At 50.5% G+C, this 14896-nt stretch carries 12 protein-coding genes; 4 read left to right on the forward strand and 8 right to left on the reverse strand.

All coding sequences use genetic code 11. The features are described 5' to 3' along the window. Position 1: 1 nt before the first annotated feature. The 6 genes from TX85_RS15335 to TX85_RS15360 form a co-directional block, all read right to left on the reverse strand. Positions 2–1129 (reverse strand): DUF58 domain-containing protein, encoded by a 1128-nt coding sequence (locus tag TX85_RS15335; protein ID WP_044480393.1) that lies wholly within the window; start codon positions 1127–1129, stop codon positions 2–4. 3 nt (positions 1130–1132) lie between these two features. After that, the gene (locus tag TX85_RS15340) at positions 1133–2104 is read right to left on the reverse strand and encodes an AAA family ATPase (protein ID WP_044480394.1); all 972 of its coding nucleotides are present in this window, start codon (positions 2102–2104) and stop codon (positions 1133–1135) included. Between the two features lie 688 nt (positions 2105–2792). Then, the gene (locus tag TX85_RS15345; protein WP_044480395.1) at positions 2793–3836 is read right to left on the reverse strand and encodes a glycoside hydrolase family 130 protein; all 1044 of its coding nucleotides are present in this window, start codon (positions 3834–3836) and stop codon (positions 2793–2795) included. Positions 3837–3867: 31 nt separating this feature from the next. Beyond that, a complete protein-coding gene (locus TX85_RS15350) occupies positions 3868–5421 on the reverse strand; it encodes a DUF3502 domain-containing protein (RefSeq protein WP_044480396.1) in 1554 nt (517 codons plus the stop codon). 75 nt (positions 5422–5496) lie between these two features. Further along, the gene (locus tag TX85_RS15355) at positions 5497–6381 is read right to left on the reverse strand and encodes a carbohydrate ABC transporter permease (protein ID WP_044480397.1); all 885 of its coding nucleotides are present in this window, start codon (positions 6379–6381) and stop codon (positions 5497–5499) included. Positions 6382–6390: 9 nt separating this feature from the next. After that, on the reverse strand, positions 6391–7329 hold the full coding sequence (locus tag TX85_RS15360) for an ABC transporter permease (protein ID WP_044480398.1): 939 nt from the start codon (positions 7327–7329) through the stop codon (positions 6391–6393). Positions 7330–7583: 254 nt separating this feature from the next. On the opposite strand from TX85_RS15360, the gene TX85_RS15365 reads away from it, so the two are divergent. Then, a complete protein-coding gene (locus TX85_RS15365; protein WP_044480399.1) occupies positions 7584–9911 on the forward strand; it encodes a helix-turn-helix transcriptional regulator in 2328 nt (775 codons plus the stop codon). Positions 9912–9917: 6 nt separating this feature from the next. On the opposite strand, the gene TX85_RS15370 is transcribed toward TX85_RS15365, so the two are convergent. Together TX85_RS15370 and TX85_RS15375 are read right to left on the reverse strand one after the other, a co-directional pair. After that, positions 9918–10934, reverse strand: coding sequence for a phosphotransferase (locus TX85_RS15370; protein ID WP_044480400.1), 1017 nt, complete (start codon positions 10932–10934; stop codon positions 9918–9920). Positions 10935–11040: 106 nt separating this feature from the next. After that, on the reverse strand, positions 11041–11880 hold the full coding sequence (locus TX85_RS15375) for a helix-turn-helix domain-containing protein (protein ID WP_233500764.1): 840 nt from the start codon (positions 11878–11880) through the stop codon (positions 11041–11043). A 111-nt stretch (positions 11881–11991) separates the two neighbouring features. Here TX85_RS15375 and TX85_RS15380 point away from each other — a divergent pair, with 111 nt between their 5' ends. The 3 genes from TX85_RS15380 to TX85_RS15390 are packed head-to-tail and all read left to right on the forward strand — an operon-like array spanning position 11992 to position 14859. Next, on the forward strand, positions 11992–13080 hold the full coding sequence (locus tag TX85_RS15380) for a Gfo/Idh/MocA family protein (RefSeq protein WP_044480403.1): 1089 nt from the start codon (positions 11992–11994) through the stop codon (positions 13078–13080). Beyond that, positions 13058–13939 carry a sugar phosphate isomerase/epimerase family protein gene (locus tag TX85_RS15385; protein WP_044480404.1) on the forward strand — a complete coding sequence of 294 codons (882 nt, stop codon included), beginning with the start codon at positions 13058–13060 and terminating at the stop codon, positions 13937–13939. Before TX85_RS15380 ends, TX85_RS15385 begins: the two co-directional genes overlap by 23 nt. A gap of 59 nt (positions 13940–13998) precedes the next feature. Then, entirely contained in the window at positions 13999–14859 is an 861-nt protein-coding gene (locus tag TX85_RS15390) for a sugar phosphate isomerase/epimerase family protein (protein ID WP_044480405.1), read from the forward strand. Positions 14860–14896 lie beyond the last annotated feature (37 nt).

Genomic DNA, 14896 nt, shown 5'->3' on the forward strand with positions numbered 1-14896 from the left:
ATTATGCGGTTCCTCCTTCATGAGCGGGAGGCGCTTCCTGCCCCGGCTTACTCGGTAATTCGGGGATATCCATCCATTCTACTCCATTTCCCAGCTGCTCCAGCTTTCTCACGACCTCCTGGAGCTTCTCGCCCCGGTGGCAGGATATAATTAAATAATCCATATCCGTAGTCCCCAGCTCCACTTCTTCTTCAAGAAGCTTCACCATTGATACAGTACGCTCCAGTATCAGGCCCGCCATCGTCTCAAGCAGCCATTCCTGCTGTCCTGCATGTCCGGACGGTCCAATTCGGACGGACTCCCGTTCTCTCCCCTGAACCCATCCGTTGCACAGCATCCCGGTCTCAATGCCGTTCTCCAAAGCGTAAGCGGCAACAGACACCGCATAACGGATACCCAGCTCAATGCGTTCCGGCTCTAGAATGGTACGCCACATGGATTCCGCGGATTCCACGTTCAGACAGATCATCAGCCGATGATCGGCGGTGTATCCGCGTTGATGCACCTGAAGACTTCCTGTTCGAGCCGTTGCCTTCCAATTGACACTTCGAAGCGTATCTCCGGAACGAAAAGCACGCGTTCCCTGAATCAGAAAGGGATCCTCTACAATCCATCGCCGTACAGCCAGATTTCCGAGCCAGCTGTGATTCGGGAGCGGCAGCTCGGGAATGGGAAGAATCTGCGGATATACAAGCAGCTTCAAATTCAAGGTGAACTGCTTTGCTTTCGAACTGAGACCCAGGGGATCCCCTCCAGTCATCGTTGCCGTCTCCAGCGAATAATGACCACGTCTTACGCAAGTCAGCCGATGTCTCCGGGTAATTTGTCTGTAAGATCTTAGATGAAACAGGCTGACATGATTCTGATAGATATTCCCTTCGGACACCCCCAAGTTGTCCTGCTCTCCGAATCGAAGAGCCACAGGCATGCTGGACTCCAAACGAAGCCAGGGCAGCGGCAGCAGCTTGGCATTGGAGATGACCTCCACCATATCCAGGGATTCATGCTCAAATATTCTCTGCTTAGAAAAAGTACGGGAATAAGCAATTCCTTTCAGCCCCCACTGGTCATAAACCAAGATCAGAAGGCCTGAAATTAGCAGAATGCTGATGATCATCCAGGTAAGCATGGATCAGTCCACCTGCTTCCCCTTTGCATTCTCCTCCGCAGGTACCGTTACTTCGTTTAAGATCTGACGAATGATACCGGCTTCTCTGGATTCCCCCAGATTGAGGCCTTGCCGCAGCAATAGACGATGGGCCAGCACCGGAACAGCAATAGCTTTAATATCCTCCGGTACAACATAGTCTCTGCCCTGAACGAACGCATAGCCTTTGGCGGCACGCAGAAGGGCACCGCTCGCACGAGGGCTTGCCCCCAGACGCACCTCCGGATGCTTGCGGGTCGCTTCGGTAAGAGCCACGATATAACCTAACAGATCCCGGGTCACATGAACCTCCGAGGCTCTCTGCTGAGCTTCCGAAATCTCCTTGGCGGAGGCTGCAGGAGTCAATTCCAGCAGCGGATTATGACTGCTATAACGCTCTAAAATATCAATGCCTTCCTGATGGCTCGGATACCCCATTGTGATCCGCATCAGGAATCGGTCCAGCTGAGCTTCCGGCAAGGGAAAGGTTCCCTGATTATCAATCGGATTCTGAGTCGCCATGACAAAAAATGTGCCTGCAAGCTCATGGGTTATGCCATCAATAGTAACCTGACGCTCCTCCATGCATTCAAGCAGACTGGACTGTGTTCGCGGGGTTGCCCGGTTGATCTCGTCTGCAAGCAGGACCTCTGTGAACAGGGGGCCGGGACGAAATTCAAACTCTCCTGATTTTTGATTGTAGAAATTAATTCCGCTCAAATCAGAGGGCAGCAGGTCCGGGGTGAACTGAATACGCCGGAATGACCCGTCCATTGAACGAGCAAGCGCTTTCGCAAGCAGCGTCTTGCCTGTACCAGGCACATCCTCAAGCAGCACATGTCCATTACCCAGCAAGGCCGCCAACAGCAGGTCGATCACCTCTTCTTTGCCTACGATCACTTGAGCGATATTAGTGCGAATTCGTCTTGCCATATCCATAGCATCCTGCATCTTCATGTAGACTGGCACCGCCTTTATGTAATTTTGGTCTATCTATATAAGTTGAACTATTGAATTTTACGTTTTGAGGGCAACGTGTGAGGTGTGCTTATGATCGCTGTTGTTCGCGGATTTCTCTAATTTAACGAAGATATCATAAGGTAGAAATCCACTCACAAAGGCGAACGCTTACGCTTTATGCTTTCGAAGCAGCTTTCTTACAGAAAGCTTTTAACACTTCACTCTTATGCCCTTTCTACGTAGTTTATATAGTTCAACTTAAATATCCTAGTTCTATATTAATCATATCAAAAAAGTAGAGGTGGACCCAAACGCATTACTATATATGCTATTGAATTTTACGTTTTGAGGGTACATGTGAAATATGAGGCCCCCCCTTTTTACCTTAACACTATGCCCTTGCTACTTATTTCTCCATCCCCTTTCTGCACGAGTGATGTGCATACCGACCACATGCTTAGAGCTGCGCTCCGCCTCATGCGAGGAAACAGGTGTGCAAAAGCAGTTATTTTGCTAGCGCGGGAGTTCATGTGGGGAAACAAGTGCGCAAAAGCATTCTTACTACGCAGTTTATATAGTTCAACTCATATAGCATTACTAAAAAAGAGCCGAGCAGGGTGCCGTGGCTTCCCTGTCTCGACTCTTCCTTTCGTGTTTCATTTGCTGGTCATTGCATTGTGAGAGTCTATAGCAACGTACTAAAGATATCCTCCAGCGGAATATCCGCGAACGCCATCACTTCATCTGCCGCTCCATAGTACATACGGACGGTATCTCCGTTCACCAATGCCCCGCAAGAGAACACAACGCCGCCGAAAAATCCCTTCACCTCATAATCCGCCTCCGGTTCCAAGAATGGACGGGACGAACGGGCGAGCACGATTCCCGGATCGTTCGGATCGAGCAATGCAGCTCCCATACAATAACGATGCTTGGAGTCTGCTCCATGATACAGCACCAGCCAGCCGCGTTCTGTCCGGATTGGGACTGCGCCGCCGCCCATCCGGGCTGAATCCCAGCCCTGCTCGCCCAGTCCCATCAAGAAGCGATGGTTCCCCCAATGAATCAGATCCGGCGATTCTGCGATCCATATCTCGGGGGCCCCGAACGACTTCGGCACGGGACGGTGCATGGCAACATACTTGCCGTTAATCCGCTCGGGAAACAACATGACATCCTTGTTCTCAGGCGCCAGCATCATGCCGTGCTTTTTGAAGCTGCGAAAATCCTTCGTCTCGGCCAACCCTGCGCCCACGCCCCGGCTGGAGGCCGAGCTGTACGTGATATAATACGTATCTCCGATCTGGGTTACCCGGGGATCTTCGATCCCCCAGGCTTCCAGCTCATGCTCCGGGAACAGCGCCGGCTCGCGCTCAATCTCGAAGTGCACGCCATCCCTGCTTCGCGCTACCCGAAGATGGGATATCGAGGTCAGCATCACCGTTTGCCCGTTTACCGCCACAAACCGGGAATCCGAGAAATCATAACGGGAATCCGATTTGTCGTAATGGTGCACGACCACCTTGCCATCTGCATCCAGCAAAGGAACAAGCACCTCGTCCTCCCTCTCTGAAACCGGCGCCTCAGCTACACGCAGCAACAGGATGGTGTCCTCCCCAACCTTTGCAACACCGGCATTAAACGCACCCAACACTTTAAAATCGGGCCGTGAAGGAGCTACATCTTCGGTCCGGATCACCGGGTTTTTCTCACAGCGATATACGTTCATTTTTCCAAATCTCTCCAATCCTTTGCTTATGCTACTTGCCGGCAGTTATCGCATCGATTTGAGCCTGAATTTCATCAATGACCTTCTGGCCGCCAACACTCATAATCTTGCTATCCAATTGCTCCTTGCCTTTATCGGCAGGCAGCAACCCTTGTGCAAGCGGTAAAAATAAGGAATCATGGAACGGCGTGATCTTGGCGTACTCGGTCTTGACCTTCTCTGCATCAAATGTAAAGCCGGCGGTCGGACTCAAGGTGAAATTAGCCGGGTCGGTAGAGAAGTCGAACCACTTCTTGTCATCCTCTGTCATCGTATCCGGCGTACGGTTCAGTGTCGGGCGCCAGGTCAGCGTATACCCCGGGAAGGAGTAATTCGAGAGCACTTTATAACTGCTGTCGCCGATGGCCTCCCAATCTTTACCCGGAATGCCGTATTCCATCAAGTCATGGTTCTCCTTGATCGACAGCCAGTTGGACACGTCCATCGCCAATTCAGCGTGCTTGGACGATGCAGGAATGCAAAGGAAGTTCCACTGCTGGAATGCTGTATATGGCTTGGCCTGATCTCCGTTTGGAATGAAAACCTCCAGCTTGTCGCTGCCATCCTTGAGCATTTCACTATATTTCAATCCTTCAACCCCGTCGGCTGCGTAGTAAGTGGCAGCATATTTTCCTTGTTTGAATAACGTCTCTGCATTTTGTTCTTGAGCGATATTTTTAGATAGAATGCCGTCTTTGTAGTACTTCGTCACCCGTTCAAAAGCATCCGCAATCATCGGGCTCTCCCACTGGCCGACGACCTTCTTGTCCTTGACGGAATAGGCAAACATGTTGACCCCGATCTCCAGCACTTCGTCCAGTGCCATATTTGCCGATTCACTCAGGATGAACGGCAGCTTATCGGCCTTGATCCCATTAATAACAAACGGTCTGATATCCGTCTCCTGCTCCTTGACGGTGTACAGGAACTTCTCCAAATCCTCCAGCGTCTTGATCTCGGGCAACCCGTACTTCTCGCGCAAATCCTTGCGGATCAGCAAGCCGTATACCGGTCCTTGAGTCGTGCCGAGCGGAATGCCCATAATCTTGCCGTTAAATTTGTTATATTCCCACATTTCCTCCGGGATCGACGACTTCAGCTCCTGGCGCTCCGCTACCATCGCATCAAGCTCCAGAATGGAATTGCTCGCGATCATCTGGTTCATGGACAGCCACGGCGCATCCAGATACATATCGAATTCTTCGCCCGCGGACATTTTAACTGCTACTGAGTTGCCGTAATCGGACCACGGCAGGAAATTGATGTTTAGCTGCGCCCCGATGTTATCATTTTTCAGCTTCTCATTCACCGCTTGCAATACTTCATCGAATCCTACCGGCTTATCGCCGGGAAAATAAGCCTTCAATGTGACCGTTTCTTTAGGCTTTGATGCCACGTTTTCGGCAGCATTTCCCCCATTGTCGCCATTGCTCTGTCCGGCGTCTCCTGTCTTGCCGTTGCCGCTATTGCCGCCGCAGCCTGCCAGCAGTAATGACAATGCCAGAACCAAAGATAGAGCCATCCCCATAAACTTGTTTGATTTCATTCTTATAACCTCCCTTTCATGTATAAATGCATCTATGCTTAACCGGAGGGTTCCGGCTAATGCCTGAATCCTTGCCTATCCTTTTACGGCACCAACAGTAAGTCCTTTGACAAAATACTTCTGGAGCATCGGATAGAGCAAAATAATCGGTCCGATCGTCAATACGGTCGTTGCCATCCGCACCCCATAGGTCGGCGGAGTAACCGAGATGGCTGCGCCAGAAGGAATGAGATTCTTGGCAGCCTCCATGTTGGAGACCATTCTGCGCAGGATCAACTGTAAGGGGTACAGCTTCTCGTTGTCTATAAACATCAACCCCATAAACCAGTCATTCCAGTAATTCAGCGCATAGAACAGACCGACGGAAGCCAAAATCGGCTTAGAGATTGGAATCATAATCTGAAAGAAGATCCTCATCTCGTTAGCCCCGTCAATCCGCGCCGCCTCTTCCAGCTCCTCCGGAATGGTGCGGAAGAAGCTGACCAGCAAGAAGACGAGAAACGGCTGGCACAACATCGTCAGAATCAGCACCCAGATAGAGTTTTGCAGATCTAGCCATTGACTGACTACGATATAAAACGGAATGATCCCGCCCGAGAAAAGCATCGGCAAGTAACAGAACAGCAAAAATGGCGTTTGCAGCACATTCCGTTTATTAGCCAGAGAGTAGGCCAGCATCGCAGAGATGCATAGTGCGCCCAAGGTGCCTACGAGCGTAACAAACACGGTGACCATGTATCCGTTATACAATACGTCGGATTGAAGTACGGCTTCATAAGCGGCGAGCGATAGTTTTTCAGGAAATAAAGTATAGCCGTGTGCGATCAGTTCTCCTTCATCCGTAAACGAACCTATGACCATCAGCAGGAACGGAAACAGGCAGAATAAGGTGAACAGGATCAGGAATATATAAGCGGTGCCCGTAAAAGCGCGGTCCGAAGCACTCTGTTTCTGTCTCATGATTACCTCCTAGAATAAAGCTGATTCTTTGGATACTCGGCGGGTCACCCAATTGGCAGCCAGCACGAACAGCAGCCCCATTACTGACTGGAACAACCCAACGGCGGAAGACATTCCGAAATCGTGTAACTGCCGCATTGAGCGGAACACAAAGGTATCGATGACATCGGTTGTCGGATACAGAAGAGAATTGTCCCCGATAATCGCATAGATCATCGCAAAATCGCCATTGAAGATTTTGCCCACAGACAGCAAGGTCATAATCATGATGGTCGGAACGAGCAGAGGGAGCGTGATCCGCAGCATAATTTGCAGCTTGGATGCCCCGTCGATCCGGGCCGCCTCATACATATCTTCCGGGATACCGGTAATGGCGGCAAGGAAGATGATAGACAAATATCCTGCCCCCTGCCAGACTCGGATCACCGTCAAAATAGCTGGCCATAGCTTCGCTTCAAACATCCAGTTAACCGGCTCCATTCCCAGCCCCTGCAGCCACGCGTTAATCATGGGTTCTTCCCCGCCGAACAGCGATTGGACGATCATGCCGACTACGATCCAGGACATGAAATAAGGAAGAAAAATGAGCGATTGGGAGATCCGCTTGAAATACTTGTTTCGGATCTCATTGAACATGAGCGCAATCAATACCGCCGTAATGGTCGTAAATACAATAAACAGCAGATTTAGACCGAGCGTGTTGCGCAGGACGATCCAGAAATCGTCAGACGTAAAGAAATAGTCGAAATTTTTAAAGCCAACCCATTCGCTTCCTGTAATTCCTTTGGAAAAGTTGTAATCCTTGAACGCAATCGTAATCCCATAAATCGGGAGGTAACTGAAGATCAAGAAAAACAGTAAACCCGGTACGGCCATTACATATAGAAAAGGATTATTTGCGATTTGTCTCAGCTTCGATCCTCTCCTGGCCTTTCGTTCAGCTTGCATGGTTGTTCAACCTCCTTGTGTCAAGTTGCCTCTAGAGGGGAGGCGTGCGTAAAGCACAGGCTCCCGATGACGCAACCATATCAAGCCCGGGGAAACCCGGCAATTCCGGCATGCTTCACCCTTTCCTATAAACGCGGATTTCTGCCTTCCCAAAAACAACACGATCCCGGAAATGAACGATTTCTCTGATGAAATCATCCTGTATGCTACAATAATGTGGCTATAGATCTATCAAGTGCAGGGGGTTCCTGTAGATGAAATTCCGATTTCCACTTTTAAAATCATTCAGAAAGCACCCGACTTATATGCGGATTATTTTTTACTTTGTCAGCGCCAACGTGCTGGTTCTGGCCATTTCGTTCCTGGTGCTTTATTCGCAATCCTCCCGTACGCTCGTTGAAGAGATCGGAGAGCATTCAGAATCTCTCCTGGTGAACGGAGCCGGAAATACCGCCCGGTTGATGGAGTGGTCCCTGGACTTCGCCTTTTCTTCCAGCAACGACAGCGAACTTAAAGTATACGCTCTCTCTGACCATTTTAGCGATTATGAGACCTATGAGGTATGGAACCGCCTGCTTGGCATCAAAATGTCCAATCCTTCCATTGATTCCGTCTATCTGATCAATGACTATACAGATACAGTGATCGATTCCAGGCTTGGCCTGAACGAGGCTTCGGGCTTTTATGACCAGGACATCCTGAATCGGCTCCGGGACCCGGCACAGTCCGACCAAACCGTGCTGATCCCAAGAAAGCTGCCTGAACCGCTCAGCGAGGGCGCCTTCAAGGATGTCATTACAATAGTCAGACTCTATGAAAAGGGCAGCTCCATTTCCGCATTTGTGCTCAATGTCGATACCCGGGAGCTGATGACACTGCTCCAGAACAATTCTCAATACCAGGACCGGATCATCATGGTGCTTAACGACCATAACGAACGAGTGTACAGCAGTATTCCGTTGGATGGAGATCAAATTCAGGAATACAGAGATCGGGCCGATGGCATGAGCGGATGGGAAATATACAAGCCGCGCGATCAGGAGAATCAATTGATCGTGTATTCTAATGCTTCCATTAAAGGGATTCAGAACTGGAGCTTTATTGAGAGCATCCCGAGGGATCTGATTCTGAAGAAGATCGATGTGCTTCGCAACCTCAGCATACTTTTATTTTCGGGGCTGTTCCTGGCCTCGCTTGCTGTCACTGTCTTGATCTCCAAGCGGGTCTACTCTCCGATTCAGGACCTGGTCAGCAATGTCATGAGACAACACCAAGCCGAGACCTTCGGTCATGGACGGTCTGCCGATGAACTGGACTATCTATCCAGCGTCTTTACTGCACAGCAAGAGCAGATTATCGAATTGACCGACCATTGGAGACATAGCAAGATATTGGGGAGAGAACGATTTTTGCGTGAACTTCTCGGCACGGGGGCACTATCGAGAGAGGAAATAAAGGGTCAATTCGAGGAATGGGCTATTGAGCTGCCGGAGGAGAATGTATCGATCGTCATTTTTCGGATCGACTATTTCCCGGAGTTTATAGACACCTATCCGGAAAAGGATCGCCGATTGCTCCGGTTTGCCATGGGCAATATTGTCCATGAGTCATTGAGAATGACCGAGCATCATCTTCAAACGGTCGACATGGGACATGATCATATCGCCGTTATCATCTCCGTAAACAGTCAGGCCGAGGATTTTATTGCAAATCTGAAGGTCGCTCAGCAGCTTGTACAGCAATATTTATCGATCGGCACTACTGTTGCTTGGGGAGAAGTTCAGCGATGCCTAAGCGACATCCATGAAGCCTATCTGGAAACCTACGAATTGACACAGGAGCGATTCCGGTTCGGCCACGGAGCGGTAATTGCCAAGACAGGTCTGGAGGGGAATTCAGGAGAGGTTTATCACTTGCCGATTGATAAAGAACGTCAATTGGCCCAGGCGATTCACAAAACGAATGCAACTGCCGCCCTGGAAATTATTCATCAAGCCGTGGATGCGCTGCGGCTGCTGCCTTATTTTGAATGCAAAATGTCACTGATTACGCTGTTCATGGATATGCGCCGGCTGATTCAGGATCAGTCCGCCAAGCCGCTGCCAAGCTCCTTCGGGTTAACGTCGGTGGAGAACCAGATTATCCAGCTTGAAACACTGGACAATCTGGTGCCATGGATAGACCATATGCTGACGAAAGCATTGGACGATCTAGCTGCTGCGCGCAGTCAATCCAAAAATGCCGGCTTTGTTGAGGACGTGGAGAGAATTATCGCAAGTCAGCTCAGCAATCCGAATCTGTCTTCCAAAATGCTGGCCGACGAGCTTGGCTTGTCCGTCAATTATTTGCGGAGTCTGTACAAATCGGAAACCAACCGATCCATCACGGATACGATTTCACAAAAGCGACTGGAGTGCATTTGCCGGGAACTGCTGGCATCCGACTCTCCGATTGAGCCGATTATTTCAGCCTACGGGTTCTCCTCCTTAAACACCTTTTACACGGTATTCAAAAAAGTCTACGGGGTCACACCGGCTCAATATCGAAAAATATATAAAAAAGATGGCAACAAGCTCACTTGAATTTGTTTATTCCCGCTTCATGTGATCCAGCAGATGCTCTCTCAACAAATCGCGCAGCCAGAGGGTATCCATCCGAAGCTCTCTCAGTCCTGCCGCCTGCGTTACAATCTGAGCTCGTAACACTTCGGGAGCATCTGTTCCGTTCAAATATCGACTCATAAAATGAAGGAATACATCTACCTTGCGCAGCCGAAGCAGAAGTGGAATAACTGCAACCTCTTGGGAGGACAAGCGAAGACGGCTGCCGAAGCCCGCGCAGAACTGTTCCGCCTGCTCTTTTCTGCCGCTGCCAATAAGATCGGCAAGGACGACTGCCGGCTCCATGACCCGGATATCCATCGTACAAAATTCAAAATCTAACAGTGCGCACACTTGTTCAGGATGATGCTCATCGACCAGAAGATTCGAAGGATTCAAATCCCCGTGAATTAGCTGCTTTGGCAGCTGCTCCAGCTCACTCAGACGGTCAAATACTTCCATGCAAGCCTCGCGCAGCAGTCGAAGCGGCTCGCCAAGATCTGCAAATGCAGCCTCAGGCTGCTCACAGAAGGATTTGACCGTTTCAGGACTGCATAAAGGATACGCTTTGGTTATCTCGTAGTAGGGCGGATAGGCCGGCTCTAAAGAGGGAACGGTCCGCGCCAAGGTCTCGGATAACTCAGCTGCCGCCAGGCCAAATGAATATGCGGCCCGGAATGCTTCAGGCTTCGGAGATACGCCTTCAATATATTCAAAGAGGCAGGCAAATCTGCCGCTTCCGTCCTCCATGCGAATAATGGTCGTTCCCTCCGGCGTCTTTACGGGCGAAGGAATCTGAAAGCTAAGCGGTTCTGATGCCAGCTTCAGTAAAATGTCGTGCTCGAAGGCAACCTTCTTCTCCTCCCGATGCGTCTCATAAATGCGCAGCACGCAGTTCAGTCCATTATTTTCAAGGTAACGGGTTGTATTGTTCCAGCCGCTCGCCCCTTCGCGTGCCTCTCCCTCCCATTCCGGCCAAAATTTCTTTACCGTCTTCTCCGCCATTCAGGCCCACTCCGTTTCTATCATATGTATGTTCAGTATAGTACAAGTTCAAAAGATTAGCTGTTCAAAACAACCTCTATAATATAATCTGTCCAGGAACGCCCGTTCAAGGCCCTACCCGATTCCGGTATTCCCTTGGCGCCACTCCTGTGATTCTCTTGAATATACGAGAAAAATAAAACATATCGTGATACCCTAAATGCTCGGCAATTTCCTTAACGGACAGCTCTGTGTTCAACAAGATATTCCGCGCCTCGGCCACCTTCAGGCGATGTATAAATTCATTGAAGGGATAACCGGTATATTCATGAATGATCCGGCGAAGCGTCGATACTGAAATATGATGCTTGGCTGCGGCAGCAACTGCAGTTATCGAGGTATCCAGAGAATGTCCCAGATCCTCTATAATTCTCAGCGCAAATTGCTCCCGGTTGCCTGCTGCATGGCCTTCCTTTAGTGAAACAAGCTCATAGAGGAACATTTCCAGCTGCAGCACCGCCCGATCCAGATTATCGGGAGCCCCGCTATCAATCAGTCTGAACAAGCCTTCCATCCGCTGAATCAGCATCTCATCCACCACAACCGGCTGCACCTTTCCATCAGGAAACAACCAGTCCCTGAGCCATTCCTCTAGCCGGCTTCCCTCAACAGTGAAATAATACTCATCCCAATAGCCGCCTTCATCCGGACCATAGTTGAATTCACTGCCTGGATAAAGGCAGAACCAGGAGCCTGCTCTTACCGGCTGGACCTCTCCTTCATCGACCTGATAATACCCCTGGCCTCCAGTAATGATGACAACCGCCCAGTATTTGAAGACAGCCTTCTCCCTTTGCAGCGTCCGTCCAGGCAGATGCCCTGCGTTTACCATGGAGAGGGTTCTGATTCTTCGCCTCGCTGAATCCACCGCCGGAGCAAATACCCGAATCGGACTTTTGCTGATCATATAGTCCATATACTTTACCATTCTGCACATTCTCTCCTTCAACAAGCTGTGCTAGATTAATCTTAGTTGAATAAATATAACATATTTATATGGAAAGGATGAATCCCGGTCATGAAATATGTACACATTGGATTAATCGGCTGCGGCTCCATATCCGAATCTCATTTGAAGGCTTATGCAGCCAATCCCCAAGTTAAACTGGTTGCCGTATGCGACCTCAAGCCGGAACGCGCTCAGGCCGTTGCCGAACGCTATCAGATTCCTCATACTTATACGGACTACAGAGAGCTTTTGGCCAACTCTGAAATTGATGCTGTTAGCATCTGTACCTGGAACAATTCTCATGCTGAAATCAGCATCGCTGCCTTGCAGGCAGGCAAGAACGTGCTCTGCGAGAAGCCGCTGTGCAAGACGGTCGAAGAGGCACTCGAGATCGAGCAAGCAGTGAGACAGAGCGGAAAGCTCCTTCAGGTCGGCTACGTGCGCCGGCATGCCTCCAACATCGAAGTGCTGAAGCGGTTTATTGATGCAGGCGATCTTGGTGAAATTTATTATGCCAAGGCCAGTCTTGTTCGGCGTCTGGGCAATCCAGGCGGTTGGTTTGCAGACCGGGAACGCTCCGGCGGCGGCCCATTGATCGATATCGGCGTGCACGTCATTGATCTGTGCTGGTATTTAATGGGCAAGCCTAAGGCAGTGTCTGTAAGCGGCAACACTTACAGTAAACTCGGCAATCGCTCGAACATCGAGAACTATGACTTCTACCAGGCTGCCGATTACGATGCCTCCAAGAATACAGTGGAGGATATGGCCAATGCCTTGATCCGCTTCGAGAATGGCGCCTCTCTCATGGTCGATGTCAGCTTCTCCCTGCATGCCAGAACCGATTCGGCCCAGGTCAGCATCTTCGGAGATCGCGGAGGCGCAGAAATTGAACCCAAGCTGTCGATTGCGACGGAACAGCACAATACCATCATCAATATTGACCCGCAGATTACCCGTCCCGGATTTGACTTCCAGGACAGCTTCAACCGGGAAATCCATCATTTCGTAGATAATTGTCTCGGCGAATCTCAAAATATTTGCCCTGTCGAAGACGGAGTTGAGATGATCAAGATACTGAATGCGATTTACCGTTCCGCAGCTGAAGGACGGGAAATCCGCTTGGATGGGGAGGATGCAAATGAAACTGAACAATAAAATCGGTGTAATTGTAGACAGCTTCGGCCTCGGGGTACCGGAAGGATTGAGAAAGGCACGCGAGGTTGGAGCAGACGGCGTTCAAATCTATGCCGTCTCCGGCGAGATGGATCCTGCGGTATTGACCGCAAGCAAACGGCGTGAGCTGCGAAGCTTTATCGAAGGCCTGGGCTTGGAGGTGTCCGCGCTGTGCGGAGATTTGGCCGGACACGGCTTCCAGGATGCTGCGGCCAACCCGGCCAAGATCGAGAAATCGAAGCGGATTCTGGAGCTTGCCCTGGATCTGGGGACCAACATTGTTACGACGCACATCGGTATTGTTCCAGAGGACAAGAACGGACCGATCTACGCAGCCATGCAGCAGGCTTGTGAAGAGCTGGGCACTTATGCGAAGAGCCTGGACGCGTACTTCGCCATTGAGACCGGGCCTGAGCCGGCCGCTCATCTGAAGAGCTTCCTGGATACGCTCAGTACAAACGGCGTCTCCGTTAACTTCGATCCGGCTAATATGGTCATGGTTACCGGAGATGATCCGGTACAGGGCGTGCATTTGTTAAAGGATTATATTGTGCACACCCATGTGAAGGATGGCCGCCGTCATCGCCCGATTGATCCGAAGGAGGTTTACGGCTATCTCGGCTATACGGCCATGGATCATGAGGCCATTGCCGACATGGCCGCTTCCGGCTCTGCCTTTGAGGAGCTGCCGCTGGGTGAAGGGAATGTAGACTTTAACGCGTACTTTCAGGCGCTGCAAGCTATTGGCTATCAAGGATACCTGACGATCGAGCGTGAGGTCGGCGCAGATCCGGCTGCCGATATTTCCAAGGCAGTCCAATTCATTCGGAAATTTCGCTAAGTGATAAGTGATCGGTCCGGCACGGATCCATTGATAAAGAAACAGGGAGATGAGCGAGAATGAAGCTGGGAATCAGCTCGTATAGTCTGTACCAAGCTATGCATCAAGGCCGCATGAACATTGAGGAGGTGCTTGCTTGGGCAGCGGAAGTCGGAGCACAGCATGTTGAAATTGTGCCCGGACTAGGCTTTAGCTTCGAAGAAACACCAGAGCTGGTAGAGAAGCTAGTCCAAAAAGCAGCAAGCTTGTCGATAGACATATCCAATTATGCCATCGGAGCCAATTTTATTACTGACAGCGAGGAAGCCTATGAAGCAGAGATTCAACGAGTGATCTCGGAGGTTGACCGTGCGGCCCGCTTGGGCGTCAAGTTGATGCGGCATGATGTTGCATCAAGAGAAGACACGTCCATCCTCCGGTTCAATGAAGATCTGGAGCGGATCGCGTCGGCCTGCCGGCGGATCGCCGATCATGCGGCCGGCTATGGAATCACGACGAGCGTCGAGAATCACGGCTATTATGTTCAAGCAAGCGACCGGGTTCAAGCGCTTATCCATGCGGTGGGACGTCCTAATTTTCAAACGACGCTGGACGTCGGCAACTTTGTCTGTGTCGATGAAAATCCGGTCACTGCTGTGAAAGCCAATTTGCCGCTTGCCTCGATGGTGCATATCAAGGACTTCTATATTCGCCCTTCCCGCCATAATCCTGGCGAAGGCTGGTTCCGAAGCGCAGGAGGCAACTATCTGCGCGGAGCCATTGCCGGTCACGGCGATCTAGACTTGCGGGAAATCCTGCGGCTGGTCAAGCGCTCGGGGTATAACGGATATCTGTCGATTGAATATGAAGGCATGGAGGATTGCCTGACCGGCACCCGGATCGCCTTCCAAAATGTGCAGCGCCTCTGGGACGAAGCCTAGCGTCTATATAAGTTGAACTATTGATTTTTACGTTTCG

This window comes from Paenibacillus antibioticophila, assembly GCF_000455265.1.
GTDB classification, from domain to species: domain Bacteria; phylum Bacillota; class Bacilli; order Paenibacillales; family Paenibacillaceae; genus Fontibacillus; species Fontibacillus antibioticophila.

Bases quoted from the DNA above. Each gene is read 5' to 3' on its own strand.
- TX85_RS15335 (WP_044480393.1), bottom strand. From the start codon at position 1,129: ATGCTTACCTGGATGATCATCAGCATTCTGCTAATTTCAGGCCTTCTG.
- TX85_RS15340 (WP_044480394.1), bottom strand. From the start codon at position 2,104: ATGAAGATGCAGGATGCTATGGATATGGCAAGACGAATTCGCACTAAT.
- TX85_RS15345 (WP_044480395.1), bottom strand. From the start codon at position 3,836: ATGAACGTATATCGCTGTGAGAAAAACCCGGTGATCCGGACCGAAGAT.
- TX85_RS15350 (WP_044480396.1), bottom strand. From the start codon at position 5,421: ATGAAATCAAACAAGTTTATGGGGATGGCTCTATCTTTGGTTCTGGCA.
- TX85_RS15355 (WP_044480397.1), bottom strand. From the start codon at position 6,381: ATGAGACAGAAACAGAGTGCTTCGGACCGCGCTTTTACGGGCACCGCT.
- TX85_RS15360 (WP_044480398.1), bottom strand. From the start codon at position 7,329: ATGCAAGCTGAACGAAAGGCCAGGAGAGGATCGAAGCTGAGACAAATC.
- TX85_RS15365 (WP_044480399.1), top strand. From the start codon at position 7,584: ATGAAATTCCGATTTCCACTTTTAAAATCATTCAGAAAGCACCCGACT.
- TX85_RS15370 (WP_044480400.1), bottom strand. From the start codon at position 10,934: ATGGCGGAGAAGACGGTAAAGAAATTTTGGCCGGAATGGGAGGGAGAG.
- TX85_RS15375 (WP_233500764.1), bottom strand. From the start codon at position 11,880: ATGATCAGCAAAAGTCCGATTCGGGTATTTGCTCCGGCGGTGGATTCA.
- TX85_RS15380 (WP_044480403.1), top strand. From the start codon at position 11,992: ATGAAATATGTACACATTGGATTAATCGGCTGCGGCTCCATATCCGAA.
- TX85_RS15385 (WP_044480404.1), top strand. From the start codon at position 13,058: ATGCAAATGAAACTGAACAATAAAATCGGTGTAATTGTAGACAGCTTC.
- TX85_RS15390 (WP_044480405.1), top strand. From the start codon at position 13,999: ATGAAGCTGGGAATCAGCTCGTATAGTCTGTACCAAGCTATGCATCAA.